Genomic DNA, 15,081 nt, shown 5'->3' on the forward strand with positions numbered 1-15,081 from the left:
GCCCCCCGGGACACGGAGTCCCCCAACATGTCGTCGCGTACATTTCCGCAGCTCAGAGAGCCAAAACCGTTGCCTCCGTCTAGCTACTAATGTAAAATAATAGATGTCAGGCCGGGTTCGACAAGCCGGGGCTGACACCGCAGACCGAGAAGCCGAAGGAGAACGAGGCAATGACCATCACGAACACCATCGAGAGCGCCACCACCGTTGCGGCCGCGATCGCGCAGTCGGTGATCCGGGGAGTCCTGGTCCCGGTCGAGGGCGACATCCGGGAGGTCGACCTCCCGCGCCAGGACCTGATGCGCGGCGTGCGGGAGCAGCTGGGCACCGACGTGCTCGACACGATCGGCGTGTGCGCGCTGCCGAACCTGACGATGCTCTCGGATCAGACCGGCCCGTACCTGAGCGACTCCCGCCGCAACGAGAGCGCCGAGCTGATCGTGCACACCTTCCAGTGCCACCCCAGCCACGGTGACCCGGCGATCGACCGCGCAGAGCTGCCGATCTACCACGGGGACGTGCTGTTCCTGTCCCAGACCGAGGACGGCGAGTTCACCAGCGTCCCGCGCGGGTTCGGGCAGCTCTGGGACGCCGTCCGGGCGCTGCGAGTCGGTGGCCTGACCGGGCTGCTGGCCGAGGCCGCGCAGCTCTGACGCCCCCGGCCGGGGGTCCGTCCGATGCGGGCGGGCCCCCGGCCCGGGTCTCCTGAGGAGGGGATCATGACGCACGAGCAGCAGGTGAAGGACAGCACGCGCGGGCGGACCGGCCGGCTCGGACACCTCGGACGGGCAGCCCTGGCCGCCGCCGAGGCCGGCCTGGCGGTGTTCCCGCTGCACCCGGGATCGAAGTACCCGGCACTGCACGGTCAGCGCGACTGCGACGGCACCGGGGTGTGCGCCGGGGGGCACCTCGGGTGGGAGCAGCGCGCGACCCGCGACCCGCGACAGATCACCGCCTGGTGGAGCCAGCGGCCCTGGAATCTGGGCATCGCGACCGGTAGGAGCGGCCTGGTGGTGATCGATCTCGACGACGGGCACGGCGAGACCGCCCCGGAGCCGTGGACCGGGGCCCGCAACGGGCGCGAGGTCCTGACCCGCCTGGCCCAGGAAGCCGGCCAGCCCGGCCCGTGGGCGACCTACCAGGTAGCGACCCCGACCGGCGGTCAGCATCTCTACTTCCGGGCGCCCGAGGGATCGGCGTTGCGCAACACGGCCGGGGCCCTGGGATGGCGGATCGACACCCGCGCACACGGTGGGTTCATCGTGGGTGCGACGTCGCGGCGCGACGTCGGGACCTACCAGGCGGTGAACCGAGCCGCGATCGCGCCACTCCCGGCATGGCTGGCCCAGGCGTTGACCCCGCCCGAGCGGGAGCCGGTCACCGGGCCGGTCGCGACGGTGCGCCCCCGTGGGGCAGCCGAGAAGTACGTGGAGGCGATCGTGCGGGATGAGACCGAGGCGATGGCGGCCGCCGCGCCCGGCACCCGGCACGCGGCCCGGCTCAAGGCGGCACGGACGCTGGGGCAGCTCGTGGCCGGCCGGTCCCCCCTGGACCACATGACGGCCCGGGCCCGGCTGCTCGGCGCGGCCGAGGCACACATCGGGGTGCAGGACACCTCCCGCGAGGAAGTCGAGCGCGACGTCGACGACGGTCTCGCCTACGGCGCTCAGATGCCGCGCGACATCGACACCGACGGCGGTGCGCGGTGAGCGCGTCGACGGCACCCGCCGGTACAGCACGCGCCGGCACAGCACCCGCCGGTGGGGCGGGCGGTCCGGCCGCGGGCGGCCGGACCGCCGAGACCCGCCCGCCGCGCGACTATCCGCGCGAGGCGGCGATGGTTCCGGTGGACCGGCTGCAGTTCAACCGGCACAACATCCGCCGAGACCTCGGTGACCTCTCGGCGCTCACCGCGTCGATCCGAGCCGAGGGTGTGCTGCAGTCGTTGGTCGCGCACAAGAAGTTTCTGCGCCGTGCCGGCCAGCCCGACCTCGAGCTGATCGCCGGGCACCGGCGCCTGGCGGCGGCCGAGCACGCCGGCCTGGCCCGGGTGCCGGTACTGATCGTGCCCGAGCTCGCCGACGACGACGTGCTGTTCGCGATGCTCGGGGAGGACCAGAAAGAACCGGTGCCGGTCGACGACCGGGCGCGGGCGATCACGTCGTTGCACGAGGGGCACGGGCACAGCTATCCGGCGATCGCCGAGCGTCTCGGCATCAGCCTGGCCGCCCTGCAGAACGTTCTGCAGGGCCGGGAGCCCCACGCGATGAGCCGCCGGCGGCGAACGTCGCCGAGGGCTCCGGGCCGCCGCTCCGGGCCGCCGCGGATCAGACCGACGCGGGTGCACGAGCTCTGCCACCAGTGGGAGACCGGCCGTATCGATGGCGCCAGCGTCGTCACCGAGCTCCGCGCAGCCCTGGGCGGCTGGACCCCGGCTCCGTCCCGGGACCACGGGCCGGACGAGAACACCGACGACGGCGAGCCGCATCACGACGAGTCCGCACAGACCCGGTAATCACCCAGAACCGCGGCCCGACGCCGCCCAGCGCGTCGGATCCGCCGAGAGCGGACCCCACGCACCCCCGGTCCGCGTCGGGTCGCGGCTCGTTGGCAGGAGAGCACCGTGACCGCACCGATCCTGGATCTCCCGCGTCGCAGCAGCAGCGGCCCGCCGCCACCGCCTAGCCTGACCGGCGTGCCCAGCTCCGACCGCCACACCCGCGACGGCCGCACCGTGATCAACCGCGCCGAGATGTGCCGGACGTTCGGGGTCAGCGAGTCCGCCGCCGAGCGGTGGTGGCGTGGGCGCGACCGCAACGGCCATCCCCCGGTGGCGCACCAGGAGGGACGCCGCATGTGGTGGGACGAGGACGCACTGCGGGTCTTCGTCGCCGAGCACGACAGCGAGCCCGACGAAGTGACCGTCGACGGGCGGGCCCTGCTCAGCCGCGCGGCCCTCGCGCGGCGGCTCAACATGCGCGAGCAGACCCTCACCGACCTCTACCACCGGCGCGCTGACAACGGGCACCCCGAACCGGTCCACCGCCAGGGCCGGCGGCTCTACTGGGACCCCGAAGCCGTCGAGTCCTGGGACGCCGCCCGCCAGGGCGCGCAGCGCGCGACGCTGACCCAGGTCGACCGCAGCGGGGATCCCGAGGAGCTACTCGACATGCGCGAGGCGGCGCAGGTGCTCGGCTACCGGGGCCCCCAGACCATTACCAGCTACCGGTCGCGCAATCCGGGCTACTTCCCCGATCCCGACGAGCCGGGTGAACTGCGGTGGCGACGCCGCACCCTGTGGGAGTTCGCCGACCGGCGGTCACGCCCGGGCCGTGCCGGCCACGATCGCAGCGCACCCCGGTAGCGGACCCAGGCCCACCGAGCCGGGGCCGTCGCCCCGGCACACGGCCGTGTCACGACGCGCCGTGCCATCCCGGCAGCTGCGGACCCGCCGGGCCGTGTAGCCGGGGACCCCGGCACCGCCAGTCCGGGCACACCCGAGACCAAGGACCACCAGAATGACCGATCAGCCAGCATCCACCTCGGCGAGCATCGACCGCATCACCTTCTACGCCGGCTACGGCTACATCAACGACCACGGCCATGACCTCACGACCGCTGAGGGACGTTCGGGATACTCCGCAACCCACGGCTGCTGCATCGAGGTCATCCCACGCGAACCCGAGGACGAACCCGAGGCCTGAGGCAACTGCCACCATCGCGCCGGTAGCCAAGCAGGGTCATCGGCCGCGACCGTGGCCGCCCACGGCCATGGCCATGGCCATGGCCACGACTGTGCTGAGTGCCGTTGCCCGCGGCCGGTCATCAGCCGGCATGTCCTGGCGAATCGGTATCGGTCGCCGTTGCGGCCTCGGCGGCCACGACCGGCCCCTGCGCGGCCCCGGCGTCGGCCGCCCCTGATGCGGTCGGCGGAACGTCACGCGGCAGAGCTGTTTCTGCCTTGGCCGCGCGGAGCTGGGTCCGGACCCGCTTGAGCGGTAGCCCGAACACCGCGGCCAGGTCCTCCGCGCTACGCCCGCCGCGGTTCAGCTCGGCGAGCACGGCGCGCTGGCGCTCCTCGACCGCGGCCAGCTTGGCCCCAGCCGCGTCCCGGACACGTTGGCGCTGCTGGTCCAGCTCGGCGAGCGTGGCGTCGCGCTCCGCAGTGACCTTCTGTGCGTCAAGATCGGCCGCGGCGTATCGGGCGAACGCCTCGTCCTCGCGGCGCCGGCGCTCGACCTGATCGGCATCAACGCGGTCTCGCGCCGCCGCCAGCTCTCCCACCCGGTCACGCACCTCACGCGGCGCCCGCGCTCCAGTCTTGCCCGCCATCGTCTGCTCCCCCGTCTCGCCACGTCGACCGTCTTCCAAGTCGAGGCTAGGTCTTGATGCCGGCGGTGTGAACCAAAGATCTGAGCAGGAGCCGGTGCCGCACTCGGGTGGCCCGTCGCAGAGCATCGCGGTCACCGCGTAGTGACCCGTAGCCGAGGCTCGCCGGTCAACTCAGTCTGCTTCTTTCGCTGGCCGCTATGGCGTCTGTGCCGTACATGCTCGCTTGCTTCATGGCCACTCTCGTGGCCTTCCAGGACCTCCGTAATGATCTTGTCGTGGACCCATGCCCTTGATCGTCTACCCCTCACAGCGTAACTGCCCAAGTACCAACTACAAGAGCCTCACACCTATGCATCAAATGATCTTGCCGGAGCGGTGCCGGTCCCGTAGCCTTCTCGCCGTGGGCGTCGTGCGGGTCACAGCGATCGGGCCTGGCTCGGTCGAGTACCTGCTCCACGGGTGCGATTCGCACCCGGAGAAGACGCCCGCGCAGGACCTCGACTCCCCCGAACAAGGGTCCGCGCGCGGCTCGGAGGCCGCCCACGAGCACGCCCACGAGGTAGGCGTGGACCGGGCCGGCGGGGCCGGTTACATGGCTGCCGCGGTGGCTGCGGGTGAGCCGGCCGGGGTGTGGTTCGGCGCCGGGATGGAGGCGCTGGGGCTGTCGATGCGCGCCGGGGAGGGCGCTCGCGAGGAGGATGTGCGGGCGATTTTCGGGCAGCTGCGGTACCCCGATCAGGAGCTGGAGGGGTCGAGCGAGAAGACCCCGATCTACCTGGGTTCGAAGCCGCGGAAGTACCAGACGGCGGCGCAGAAGGTGGCTGCGGCGTTGAAGAAGGAGCCGGACGCCCCCGCGGAACGGCGGGCCGAGATCGAGGCCTCGGCGTCGCGCACGGCCCGGTCGTCGACGGCGTACTACGACGTCACGTTTTCCCCGGTCAAGAGCGTGTCGGTGTACTACACGGCGCTTCTGGCTGCGGGTGACACCGAGGGTGCGGAGCGGGTGCGGCGGGCTCATGATGAGGCGATCCGGATCGCGGTCCGGTCGGTGGAGAACGACGTCGCGTGGGTGCGGACGGGGCGTCACGGGGCGGCCGGGCCGTCGGGTCGGGCGGTGGGTGAGTGGGAGAAGGCGACCGGATTGTCGGTGGTTATCTTCGCCCATCACACGAACCGTGACGGGGAGCCGCAGCTGCACGCCCACGGGGCGGTGCTCAACCGGGCGGCCACCGCCGACGGGCGGGTGTACGCCCTGGACGGGGCCGGGTTCCGGCCGGTGAAGGACGCCCTGTCGACGGCGTACACACGGGCGTATCAGCAGCTGCTCACTGAGTCTGACGGGGTGCTGTTCGAGACCCGCGGTGATGGGGTGGCACGGGAGATCGTGGGAATCGACCCGGCACTGATGGCGGAGGCCTCCACCCGGACGCACGAGCGGGTGCGGCCGCGCGTCGCGGAGCTGACCGAGGCCTACATTGACCGGCACGGCCGGGAGCCGGGGACACGGGCGCGGCGGGCGATCGCCGAGCAGGCGGTCAAGGAGACCCGCGCCCCGAAGACCGGGCTGGCCGGTCCGGCCGCGGTCGCGCAGTGGGCGGACAAGGATCCCGGCCGTCGCGCGCGGCTGGCCGCGTCGCTGGACGCTGTCGATGCCGCGGTCGTGGCCGCGGTCGCGGATGGCCGGCACCCGGCGGCCGAGCAGGACATCGCCGGCGGTGCGGTGGCCATGAGCGGTCACGAGGCGGCGCTGGCGGTGCTGGCGGTCATGGCGGCAGGGCAGGCCGTGACCGGACAGGACCCGGGCTTGGCCGCGGCCGAGTCAGGCGGGCCGGTCACGCTGGCCGGGCGGGTGGGCGCGGCGGTCACGGCCGGTGTGGCCGATGTGCAGGCGCAGTACGCGACGTGGACGGTCGGGAACCTGACCGCGGCCATCGATCACCACCTCGGTGATCACGCGGCCAGCCTCGGCGTAGCGGCGGACGAGCGGCCGGCGTTCCTGGCCACGCTGACCCGCGCTGTGTTGGAGCCGGGGTCCGGGTTCGGGGTGGTGCAGGCCTCGGCCGGGGACCCCGTGCCGGTGCCCGATGCGCTGCGCCGTCTGGACACCGATGGCCGGTCGCGGTTCCGGGCCCACATCGACGAGCGCTACGTGACGACCGAGCACCTGGGTGCCGAGGAGCGTCTGGTGGCCACCTTCGACACCGACGGCGCGGTGCGGGTCGGTGACGAGGTCGCCGCGGCCGCGGCGGAGCGGTTGTCCGTGGTCGGGCTGTCGGGCGATCAGGTCGCGGCGGTGGTCGGGGTGCTGTCCTCGGGGCGGGTCGGGGACGTGCTCGTGGGCCCGGCGGGGACGGGGAAGTCGCACACGATCGGCGCGCTGGCGCGGGAGTGGAACGCGGGGATCGGTGGCCGGGTGGTGGGCGTGGCCACGGCGACGATCGCGGCTCGCAACCTCGCCGGGCTGGGTTTGGAGGCGATGAACACCGCGCAGTTCCTGGCCGCGTTCACCCCGGACCCGGACACCGGGCAGGCGCGTGACCGGCTGGGTGCGGGTGACCTGCTGGTGGTGGACGAGGCCGGGATGAGCGGCACGCCTGAGTTGGCCCGGCTGGTGGAGATGGCCGCGGCGGCGGGGGCGAAGATCCTGGCGGCCGGTGACCCGGAACAGCTCCACGAGGTCGGCGCCGGGGGCATGTTCAGCTACCTCGCCGCCCGCCCGGCGACGTTCGAGCTGGCTACGGTGCACCGCTTCGTTGAGGAGTGGGAGGCCGAGGCGTCGCTGCTGCTGCGCGCCGGCGACACGGCCGCGGTCGCGGCCTATGACGACCACGGGCGGCTGCGGGCGGGCACGCTCGAGCAGATGCAAGAGGCCGCCGTGCGCGGGCATCTGGCCGACACCCTCGACGGCAAGCAGGCGCTGCTCGTGGTCGGGACCAACGCCACGGCCGCGGAGCTGTCGAAGCACATCCACGGCGAACTCGTCCGGGTCGGGCGGGTGGCCCCGGAAATCCTGGTGGAGCTTCCGGACGAGACCCGGATCGGCGTCGGGGACGTCATCCAGGCCCGTCACAACGACTACCGGCTCCGCGTCGACGCCGCACCCGACGGGAGTCGGCTCCCGGTGACCAACCGGGAGCTCTACACCGTAATTGGGCGCGACCGCGACGGGCAGCTCCTCGCACGGGACCCGCGCGGCGCCGTCGCGCACCTGCCCGATGACTACGTCGAACAGCACGTGACGCTGGCCTACGCGGTGACCGCACACGCCGCGCAGGGGCTCACCGTCGACGTCAGCCGCGGGCTGCTCGACCGCGACGCCACGCGGGAGTCGGTGTACGTGCCGGGGTCGCGGGGCCGGGAGATGAACCTGCTCTACATGGTGACCGAGCGGGCCCCGGACCACCATGATCCGCGGCGGATCGACGACACCGCAGCGCAACGCCTCGCCGACATCCTCGGACAGCGCAGCGGGCAGGACGCCGCTCTGCTGGTGCGCGAGCTGGGTCAGGCCGAGGAGTCGTCGCTGTCGACGATCGGGGAACTGTTCAACCAGGTCAGCGCCGAGGCCGGGCACGCCCACCACGCCGAGATCCTCGCCGAGCTCCTCGGCGAAGCCCGCGCCGCGCAGCTCAGCGAGGAGGGCGCGTACGGGCGGCTACTCGGGGTGGTGCGCGGCGCCGAGCTGGCCGGGCACGACCCGCGCGCCCTCCTGACCGAGGCGGTCGAGATGAGGGACTTCGGTGGGGCTCGGTCGCTCTCGCAGGTGCTGCACTGGCGGGTCGAGTCCCGCGTCGCGGCACGCGTAGCCGAACACACCGCGCAGACGACCGAGCCGAGCGTGGGAACGCCCGAGTGGGACTGGGTCGGGCAGGTGGCCGATCTACCCGAAGGGCCGGTGCGGGACTACCTGACCGCACTCGGTGAGCTGGGGCAGGACCGCCAGGATGAGCTCGGGCGGGCGACCGCCCTCGAGCCGCCGGTGTGGGCGCAGAAGCTCCTCCCCCAGGTCCCCGACGCCGAGACCGAACCCGAGCAGCGCGCCGAGTGGGAGCAGCGGGCCGGCGTCGTGGCCGCGTTCCGGGAGTACCGCGGCATCCCCGAGACGCAGATCTCGATCGGTGAGGCACCGCCGCAGGCCCAGCAGTTCACGCGCGCCTGGTGGCTCGCCGCCGCCGCGCAGCTCGACGACGACCCGGCCACCGCCGCCTGGCGCGGACGGGCTGACGCCGAGCTCTACCAGGCCCGCGAGATCTGGACCCACGCCCTGCAGCGCGCCGAGGACTACGGGCCCCGCACCGTCGCCGAGGAACTCTCAGTGACCCACCGCCTCGCCGCGGACCTGCGCGAGGACGCCACCATCGAAGCCGCCCGCCTCGCCAACATCCCCACCAACGACCCCGACCACGCCGACCTCGCCGCGACCGTGCAGCGCTACCAGCAGCTCGCCGAGCACTACACCGCCGAGGCAGCAGAACTCGACACCGCCCACGCCGCCCGGCAGCAGTGGTGGGCCGACACCGAACCGCTGCGCGCCGCCGACCACGCCGCCGCGGTCGAGCTCGCGCGCCGCGGACTCCCCGAGCACCGCGACACCAGCCCGCCACAGCCCGCCGCCGAACAGCTCACCCTCCTCCCCCTCACCACCGACACCCAGCCCGACCAGGCCCAGACGACCGATCACAGCGACGACCAGGTGGACGTCGTGGGTCCGGCGGCCAGCCAGGCGCCCGCAGTCACCGCCGCACACGACACCGAGCCGCTCACGAACGCCGACACCGAAACAGCCATCGACGAGGCCACCGTCATCAACGAGCCGGACCGAGCCGAGACCGGCCAGAGCGCACCGGAGCAGCCGGGACCCGTCGACGAGCCAGAGAACAACCCGGTCACACAGGACCCACCCGAACCCACCGACGTCGAGGCCTCCGCAGACGTCGAGGCCGCTGAGGAGTCTGGCCGGCCGCAGGAGGTCAACGGGGGTGATGACCCGGGGTGGAGCACCGCGCAGACCGCGGCCGAGAACGCCCAGGCCGCGACCGCGCGAATGCGAGACAACGCGCGCGCTCAGGAACTCGACCGCGCCCGCCAAGCCCCGGCCGCGCAGCAGGCCGCCGAGGCCCGCGAGGAACAGACCGCCTACGCCGGACGCGCCCACGACGACCAGCTGCAGACCGAGGCCGAGCGCCGCGGGCCCGAGGCCGGCCGCGGCATCGAGCTAGAGAACCCCGAACAGGACCTTGAGTACGGCTACGACGAGGACGACTAGAACCGCTGATCGCCCGGCAGCAGGTCCGCCGGCGGTGGCGGTTCGCCGGCGGCCTTAGCCGCCCGCACCCGTTCGTCGGCCTCGGTCAGGACGCGGTCCCAGTACGCTCGCGCGTCCTGCCACGTCGGCTCCTGCCACAGACCCTGTTCACGCTGGTGCGCAATCCGCGCCTCGGTCTCGACCGCCAACCGGAGCTTGTCCTCGTCGGCGAGTACGCGGTACCCGCGAGGGCCCCAGGGACCCGGGCACACGCCCCGTTCCGGGGGGTCGATGTGCTCATGCCAGGGCGGCTGCATGATCTCCTTGACCGCGCCGGGCCGCGGCTGACCCCACACCACCCCGAGCTCCCGCTCCGCCAGCTCCCACAGCCGATTCGAGTGGAAGGACTCAGTGAGGGAGAAGACAGACTGCTGGAGCTCGTCGACGTCGACCGGCCACCGCGTGCCGTCGATCAGCGACTCCGCGGTCGCTCCGACGTAGACGTGGGCGTGCCAGCGCGCCTTCGCCATCTCCGGCACCTCGGCCTCGACCACTGCCGCGAGTTCTAGCCGTGCCGGGGCCAGCGCGCGACGATCGCCGTCGACGACGTAGCCTGCGCCGCGCTGCAACTCCACCAGCACCTGACCAATCAGGTCGCTGTAGGCACTCCCCCACGCCTGGACCGCGTCGTCCAGGCCGGCCTCGGCCATACCGTCGAGCATCACCGACAGCGAGACCGGGCAGCGGAACTGCACCTCGATCGCGTCCGGCGGCGGCCCGGCCGAGCTGTCCTCAACGTCGAACAACGTGGCCGGCTCGACACGGGTGTCGCCGTAGCGACCTAACGGCATCCTCGACACGGTCACGTCGCCACCACCCCGAGCGTTGTGCGGCGATCGACCGGTCGCCGCGGAGGAGACCATCGTACGACGCAGCCGTGACATCGCCATGGAGTCCGCCCCGCGGCCATGGGCCAGACGCCTCCGTGCAACGGGCGGTGATCCAGTCAAGCGGCCGTCTCGTCAGTAATTCGGCCTCGATGGCCGGAGTCGGAGTCAGGACCGCCATCAAGATCCTCACCATCGTCGGCGACGGATCCGCGTTCCCCACCGCCGGCCACCTAGCCGCCTACGCCGGTCTGGCCCCGGTCACCCGCTGCTCCGGGGCCTCGATCAAGGGCGAGACACGCTCCCAACGCGGCAACCACGCCCTGAGATCGGCGCTGTTCCTCTCCGCGTTCGCCGCCCTGGCCGACCCCGCCAGCCGCACCTACTACGACCGAAACGAGCCCAAGGCAAACGACACAACGCCGCTCTGATCTGCCTGGCCCGCTGCCGCACCGACGTCCTGTTCGCAATGCTCCGAGACCGACGCCCTTACACCCGACCAGCCGCCCGCGAGCCCGATCCCGGACTCGCTGCAGCTTGACGAACCCATAGAGACACCCCCGGCAGCTCGTGTCCTCGACCGGGTCCGCGACCACCTGCCTTAGACAGTCGGGATCTCGATTGGCGCGGGACCTTGTCGACACCATGCCCAGCTGAATGTTGCCTGGACCCCCTCGCGCCACCCGGGGCGGGCGGCGAGGTTCGGGGAGAATCGGTCCGGCCGCTGCGCGGCCTGCCATTCCGCCTCAATCGATTCCGGCCGGGCCACGAACGCACTCTGCGTCACCGGCGACCGTGTCTGACCGCCACATATGGCAGTACGCATGGGGACCGCTGCCATCCACCGGCAGGTCCGTAACACGGCGCCCACGTACCAGTCGTCGCTCTCACTCCGAGTGCTCTCCGCCTGGCGTCGGTCGGCCTCCAGCCAGACCAACACGAACTGGTCGCGAGGTACCCGCAGGTTCCCAGGCGTGATGCGGGCGACCTCGAAGCTCTTTCTGTCCACGAGCCCAGAGTGACACCGCTCGCCGGTGCCGACCAGGCCGGCGATCAGCCGGTCCGGCCCGGGGAGGCTGAGCGAGACCCCTATCGGCTGTTGCTCGATCAGCGGAGAGCCGTCAGCTGCACCATCGACCCGATGGGGCCCCACGAGGGCGTCGGGCCGAAATGCTCGACCGCCGCCAGCTCGAATCCCGCGGCTCGGATCGTCGACTCCGTGTCGCGGTCCAGGTGGCATCCCGCCGCCATCCGCGTCCACAACGGATCCAGCCGGCGACGCCACGCTGCGGGGCGCCCATGCCCGACGACGTGTTCTAGAGCCACGAGCGTCCCGCCGCGCCGCAACACCCGGCGGGCCTCGGCGAGGGCCCTGACGGGTTCCGGAACCGTGCAGAGGACCAGGGCGAACACCACCGCGTCGACGGCGCCGTCTTCGACCGGAAGGTCGTCGGCACCTGCCGCACACAGGGTCATCGGTGCCGGGCATCGACTCGAGTGGCCGGCCAGCCTGCGCCGCATTGCGGGGTCCGGTTCGACGGCGAGGACCTCGTCCGCGGACCGGAAGAACGGCAGGTTGGCGCCCGTGCCGGCGCCGACGTCGATCACCCGACCGCTCAGGTTCCCTAGCAGTGCCGCGCGGCGAGGACCGAGGAGCGATCGCTCCACCGGGGCGAGCATCTGGTCATAGAAGGCAGCGAAGATCCGGTGTCCGTTGGCCCGGGAGTTGGGGTCTGCCACCTCGCCAACCTAGCGCCTGCGATTGCGCTGACATGGGCAGATCACGTCGCTGACGGTCCGGCATCGGACTCGTTGGATCACTGCGTCGTTGACGCGGACGACGAATGCGATTTCCCATAGGGAGAGAACCTGGGTTCTAATGTACGGTCATTAGCACGGCTGGAAGGAGCCCCTCATGAGCTTGTCCGTCGAGGTGATCGAGACCAGCGAGCTCGGCGACCGCAGCTACATCGCCCACGATGGCGACGTAGCGATCGTGGTCGACCCGCAGCGTGACCTGGACCGGGTCGAATCGATCCTGGAAGAGCACGGCCTGCGCTGCGCTCTGGTCGTCGAGACCCACATCCACAACGACTACGTGACCGGCGGGTACGACCTCGCCCGTCGCACGGGCGCCGGATACCTCGTGGCCGCCGCTGACGATGTGGCTTTCAACCGGGACGCGGTCTCGGACGGGGATGAACGCACCGCCGGTTCTCTGACGGTGCGGGCCGTCGCGACCCCGGGCCACACCGACACCCATCTATCCTATGTGGTGATCGCATCGGATGGGCCGCCGGCGGTGTTTACCGGCGGTTCGATGCTCTTCGGCAGCGTCGGACGGACCGACCTCGTCGATCCCGCCCGGACCGAGGAGATGACCCGCGCCCAGTACCGCTCGGCGCGGCGGCTGGCCGGGGAGCTCGACGACGATGCCGCGGTCTATCCGACCCATGGTTTCGGCAGTTTCTGCTCCTCGGGCTCGTCGGCCGGTGGCGACGCCAGCACGATCGGTCAGGAGCGCTCGCGCAACGACGCCCTGGTCGAGGACGACGAGGACTCCTTCGTCGAGACGTTGATCGCCGGACTCACGGCCTACCCGAGCTATTACGTTCACATGGGCGTCCGGAACCGGGAGGGCCCGGCGCCTGTCGACCTCTCCAGTCCTGAGCCGGTGGATCCTGACGAGCTGCGTAACCGGATCAAGTCCGGTGAGTGGGTGGTCGATCTTCGGGACCGGGTGGCGTACGCCTCCGAGCACATCGGCGGAACGATCGGTGTCGCCCTCGGGCAGCAGTTCTCGACCTATCTGGGCTGGCTGATCCCGTGGGGAACGCCTGTGACGCTGGTCGGGGAATCGCAGGACGACGTTGCCGCGGCCCAGCGTCAGCTGGTGCGCATCGGGATTGACCGGCCCGCCGGTGCTGCGTTGGGCGCGCCCGGTGAGCTGGCCACTCCCCACGAGATCCACGGCTATCCCCGATCCTCGTTCGCCGACCTGGTCTCGGCCCGCGAACGAGGCGAAGACCCGATGATCCTCGACGTCCGGCGCGACGACGAGCGCGCGGCCGGACTGATCCCGGGATCGGCGCACATCCCGCTGCATTCCTTGCTGGAGTCCCTGCACGAGGTGCCTGCGGGGCAGTCGTGGGTGCACTGCGCTTCCGGCTTCCGGGCGAGCATCGCCGCGAGCCTGCTCGACCGGGCCGGCTACGACGTCGTCTATATCGACGACGACTACGACGCCGCACGGAGCCTCGGGCTCACGACCGACTGAACCCGACCGCAGCCGTTCCGTCCCCGCCGACGCCGGGCGGCGGCCCGGCTGCGGTGCTCTGTCCGCTCGCAGCGACCACACAGGACCGCTGACCGCGCAACCGAGCCCGTAACGCCCAGAGCAGGGACAGGATCGACACGGCTGCGAGCACCGGCTGCCACGGGGCGAACCAGGTCAGCGCGCCGGCGTAGCCGAGGGCGACGAGCACGAGTTTGTTGCACACCGGGCACCCCACCGCGAACCACGTCAGAGCCCCGCCGACCCATGCACGGCGACCTCCCGCCGCAGGGGTCTCGATGGGCCGGACGTAGGTCGCGGCGACCAGCCCACCCAGAATCGCGACGACCGCGACGACCGGATAGCTCCACCAGGTCACCGCGATCTCCCTGTCGAACCACGGCGTCGGAAGAACCGCGGTCGGCACCGTCAGTGACAACGCACCGAGCGCTGCCGTGGCCACCGCGGTCCACCACTCCCGCCGGCCCCATCGCCTCACTGGGCCCTCCCCTCGATCTGCCGTCGCCAGGAGGACCGGCGATCGGCCATTGGCAAACGGTTGCCCGCAGTCGTTGCGGACGCTAACCTCAGCATCGTTAAATGTACGAACATTCTAGCGGTGAAGGTGGGCCTCCGTGGGATCGACACCCGAAGTCGTGGCCATGTCGGAGACGGTCGGCGGCTACCCGCAGGCGAGCTTCGCGGACCTGCACTGCGGCAGCAGCGACCGGATCCGACCGGTGGTGCTGGTTGACGCCCGACCTGCTGAAGAACGGGCCGGTGCGCGTCTGTGCGGCTCCGTGTCGTTCGAGCAGGCGCTCGCCGACGAGATCGGCCACCACGGCGAGGTCTGGCTGGTTCTCTCCGATCCGCTCGACACGTGGGCCGCGGACCGCCTCGCAGCGGTCGGCGCGGACGTGATCGTCGTCGCCCACGACCTGGACTCCGCCTACGACCTCGGGCTGATCGATCCCTAACCTCCCGAACCCTGCACCTCCGTTGAAGGGACAGCTAATGGCACGTCCTCATCACCGCGTCGTCTCCTCACCCACTCCGCGACACGACGACCACCCGCGGGTGGAGAGCTCCACCCCGCCGCTTCGGCGCCTCACCGAGCGGGCGGGCAGCCGGTTGCCCGGTCTCGCGGTGGCACTGCTGATCGCCGGTGTGGCGACGGTTGCCGGGCTGGAGGTCCCGGTCGTCGGCGGGCCGGTGTTCGGGATCGTGATCGGTGCACTCGTCGCGACCGTGTTTCGGCCGACCGAGACGCTGCGGCCCGGGCTCACCTTCGCCTCGAAGCCCGTCCTGCAGACCTCGATCGTCGTCCTGGGGGCGACGCTGTC

Annotated in this window: 13 protein-coding genes and 1 pseudogene; 10 read left to right on the forward strand and 4 right to left on the reverse strand. The window is 71.7% G+C overall.

Translation table 11 applies throughout. The annotated features are described in order from the left end of the window. The first annotated feature begins 170 nt into the window (after positions 1-170). The 5 genes from EV383_RS30890 to EV383_RS30910 all read left to right on the forward strand — a co-directional run bounded on the left by EV383_RS30890 (position 171) and on the right by EV383_RS30910 (position 3,704). Complete coding sequence (locus tag EV383_RS30890) at positions 171-653, forward strand: hypothetical protein (RefSeq protein WP_130295444.1); 483 nt, start codon at positions 171-173, stop codon at positions 651-653. Positions 654-719: 66 nt separating this feature from the next. Then, positions 720-1,709 carry a bifunctional DNA primase/polymerase gene (locus tag EV383_RS30895; RefSeq protein WP_130295447.1) on the forward strand — a complete coding sequence of 330 codons (990 nt, stop codon included), beginning with the start codon at positions 720-722 and terminating at the stop codon, positions 1,707-1,709. Continuing rightward, a complete protein-coding gene (locus tag EV383_RS30900) occupies positions 1,706-2,515 on the forward strand; it encodes a ParB/RepB/Spo0J family partition protein (RefSeq protein WP_130295451.1) in 810 nt (269 codons plus the stop codon). Before EV383_RS30895 ends, EV383_RS30900 begins: the two co-directional genes overlap by 4 nt. 180 nt (positions 2,516-2,695) lie before the next feature. Next, positions 2,696-3,364: a hypothetical protein gene (locus tag EV383_RS30905; protein ID WP_130295453.1), complete on the forward strand. Its 669-nt coding sequence runs from the start codon at positions 2,696-2,698 to the stop codon at positions 3,362-3,364. Positions 3,365-3,518: 154 nt separating this feature from the next. Further along, the gene (locus EV383_RS30910) at positions 3,519-3,704 is read left to right on the forward strand and encodes a hypothetical protein (protein ID WP_130295456.1); all 186 of its coding nucleotides are present in this window, start codon (positions 3,519-3,521) and stop codon (positions 3,702-3,704) included. Positions 3,705-3,825: 121 nt separating this feature from the next. Here EV383_RS30910 and EV383_RS30915 read toward each other — a convergent pair whose 3' ends face one another. After that, positions 3,826-4,332 (reverse strand): translation initiation factor IF-2, encoded by a 507-nt coding sequence (locus EV383_RS30915; RefSeq protein WP_130295458.1) that lies wholly within the window; start codon positions 4,330-4,332, stop codon positions 3,826-3,828. Positions 4,333-4,732: 400 nt separating this feature from the next. Between EV383_RS30915 and mobF the strand changes: the two genes are divergently transcribed. Then, positions 4,733-9,598 carry a MobF family relaxase gene (gene mobF / locus EV383_RS30920; protein ID WP_165438618.1) on the forward strand — a complete coding sequence of 1,622 codons (4,866 nt, stop codon included), beginning with the start codon at positions 4,733-4,735 and terminating at the stop codon, positions 9,596-9,598. On the opposite strand, the gene EV383_RS30925 is transcribed toward mobF, so the two are convergent. Beyond that, the gene (locus tag EV383_RS30925; RefSeq protein WP_130295462.1) at positions 9,595-10,443 is read right to left on the reverse strand and encodes a hypothetical protein; all 849 of its coding nucleotides are present in this window, start codon (positions 10,441-10,443) and stop codon (positions 9,595-9,597) included. The genes mobF and EV383_RS30925 overlap by 4 nt on opposite strands. A 170-nt stretch (positions 10,444-10,613) precedes the next feature. Between EV383_RS30925 and EV383_RS30930 the strand changes: the two are divergent. Next, positions 10,614-11,005: pseudogene (locus EV383_RS30930) on the forward strand (transposase); the annotation flags it as partial. A 566-nt stretch (positions 11,006-11,571) separates the two neighbouring features. On the opposite strand, the gene EV383_RS30935 reads toward EV383_RS30930, so the two are convergent. Continuing rightward, positions 11,572-12,204 carry a class I SAM-dependent methyltransferase gene (locus EV383_RS30935; protein WP_242623547.1) on the reverse strand — a complete coding sequence of 211 codons (633 nt, stop codon included), beginning with the start codon at positions 12,202-12,204 and terminating at the stop codon, positions 11,572-11,574. 175 nt (positions 12,205-12,379) lie between these two features. Here EV383_RS30935 and EV383_RS30940 point away from each other — a divergent pair, with 175 nt between their 5' ends. Next, on the forward strand, positions 12,380-13,741 hold the full coding sequence (locus EV383_RS30940) for an MBL fold metallo-hydrolase (RefSeq protein WP_130295464.1): 1,362 nt from the start codon (positions 12,380-12,382) through the stop codon (positions 13,739-13,741). Here EV383_RS30940 and EV383_RS30945 read toward each other — a convergent pair. Beyond that, positions 13,728-14,201 (reverse strand): hypothetical protein, encoded by a 474-nt coding sequence (locus EV383_RS30945; protein ID WP_207223901.1) that lies wholly within the window; start codon positions 14,199-14,201, stop codon positions 13,728-13,730. The two genes, EV383_RS30940 and EV383_RS30945, sit on opposite strands and share 14 nt — an antisense overlap. A gap of 172 nt (positions 14,202-14,373) precedes the next feature. On the opposite strand from EV383_RS30945, the gene EV383_RS30950 reads away from it, so the two are divergent. Further along, on the forward strand, positions 14,374-14,715 hold the full coding sequence (locus EV383_RS30950) for a hypothetical protein (protein WP_130295467.1): 342 nt from the start codon (positions 14,374-14,376) through the stop codon (positions 14,713-14,715). Between the two features lie 37 nt (positions 14,716-14,752). Continuing rightward, the coding region (locus EV383_RS30955) for a putative sulfate exporter family transporter (RefSeq protein WP_130295469.1) at positions 14,753-15,081 on the forward strand (329 nt) is incomplete at its 3' end.

This window comes from Pseudonocardia sediminis, assembly GCF_004217185.1.
Classification (GTDB): domain Bacteria; phylum Actinomycetota; class Actinomycetes; order Mycobacteriales; family Pseudonocardiaceae; genus Pseudonocardia; species Pseudonocardia sediminis.

Excerpts from the sequence above, each read along its gene's own strand:
- EV383_RS30940 (WP_130295464.1), top strand. The coding sequence starts at position 12,380 with ATGAGCTTGTCCGTCGAGGTGATCGAGACCAGCGAGCTCGGCGACCGC.
- EV383_RS30890 (WP_130295444.1), top strand. The coding sequence starts at position 171 with ATGACCATCACGAACACCATCGAGAGCGCCACCACCGTTGCGGCCGCG.
- EV383_RS30910 (WP_130295456.1), top strand. The coding sequence starts at position 3,519 with ATGACCGATCAGCCAGCATCCACCTCGGCGAGCATCGACCGCATCACC.
- EV383_RS30915 (WP_130295458.1), bottom strand. The coding sequence starts at position 4,332 with ATGGCGGGCAAGACTGGAGCGCGGGCGCCGCGTGAGGTGCGTGACCGG.
- EV383_RS30895 (WP_130295447.1), top strand. The coding sequence starts at position 720 with ATGACGCACGAGCAGCAGGTGAAGGACAGCACGCGCGGGCGGACCGGC.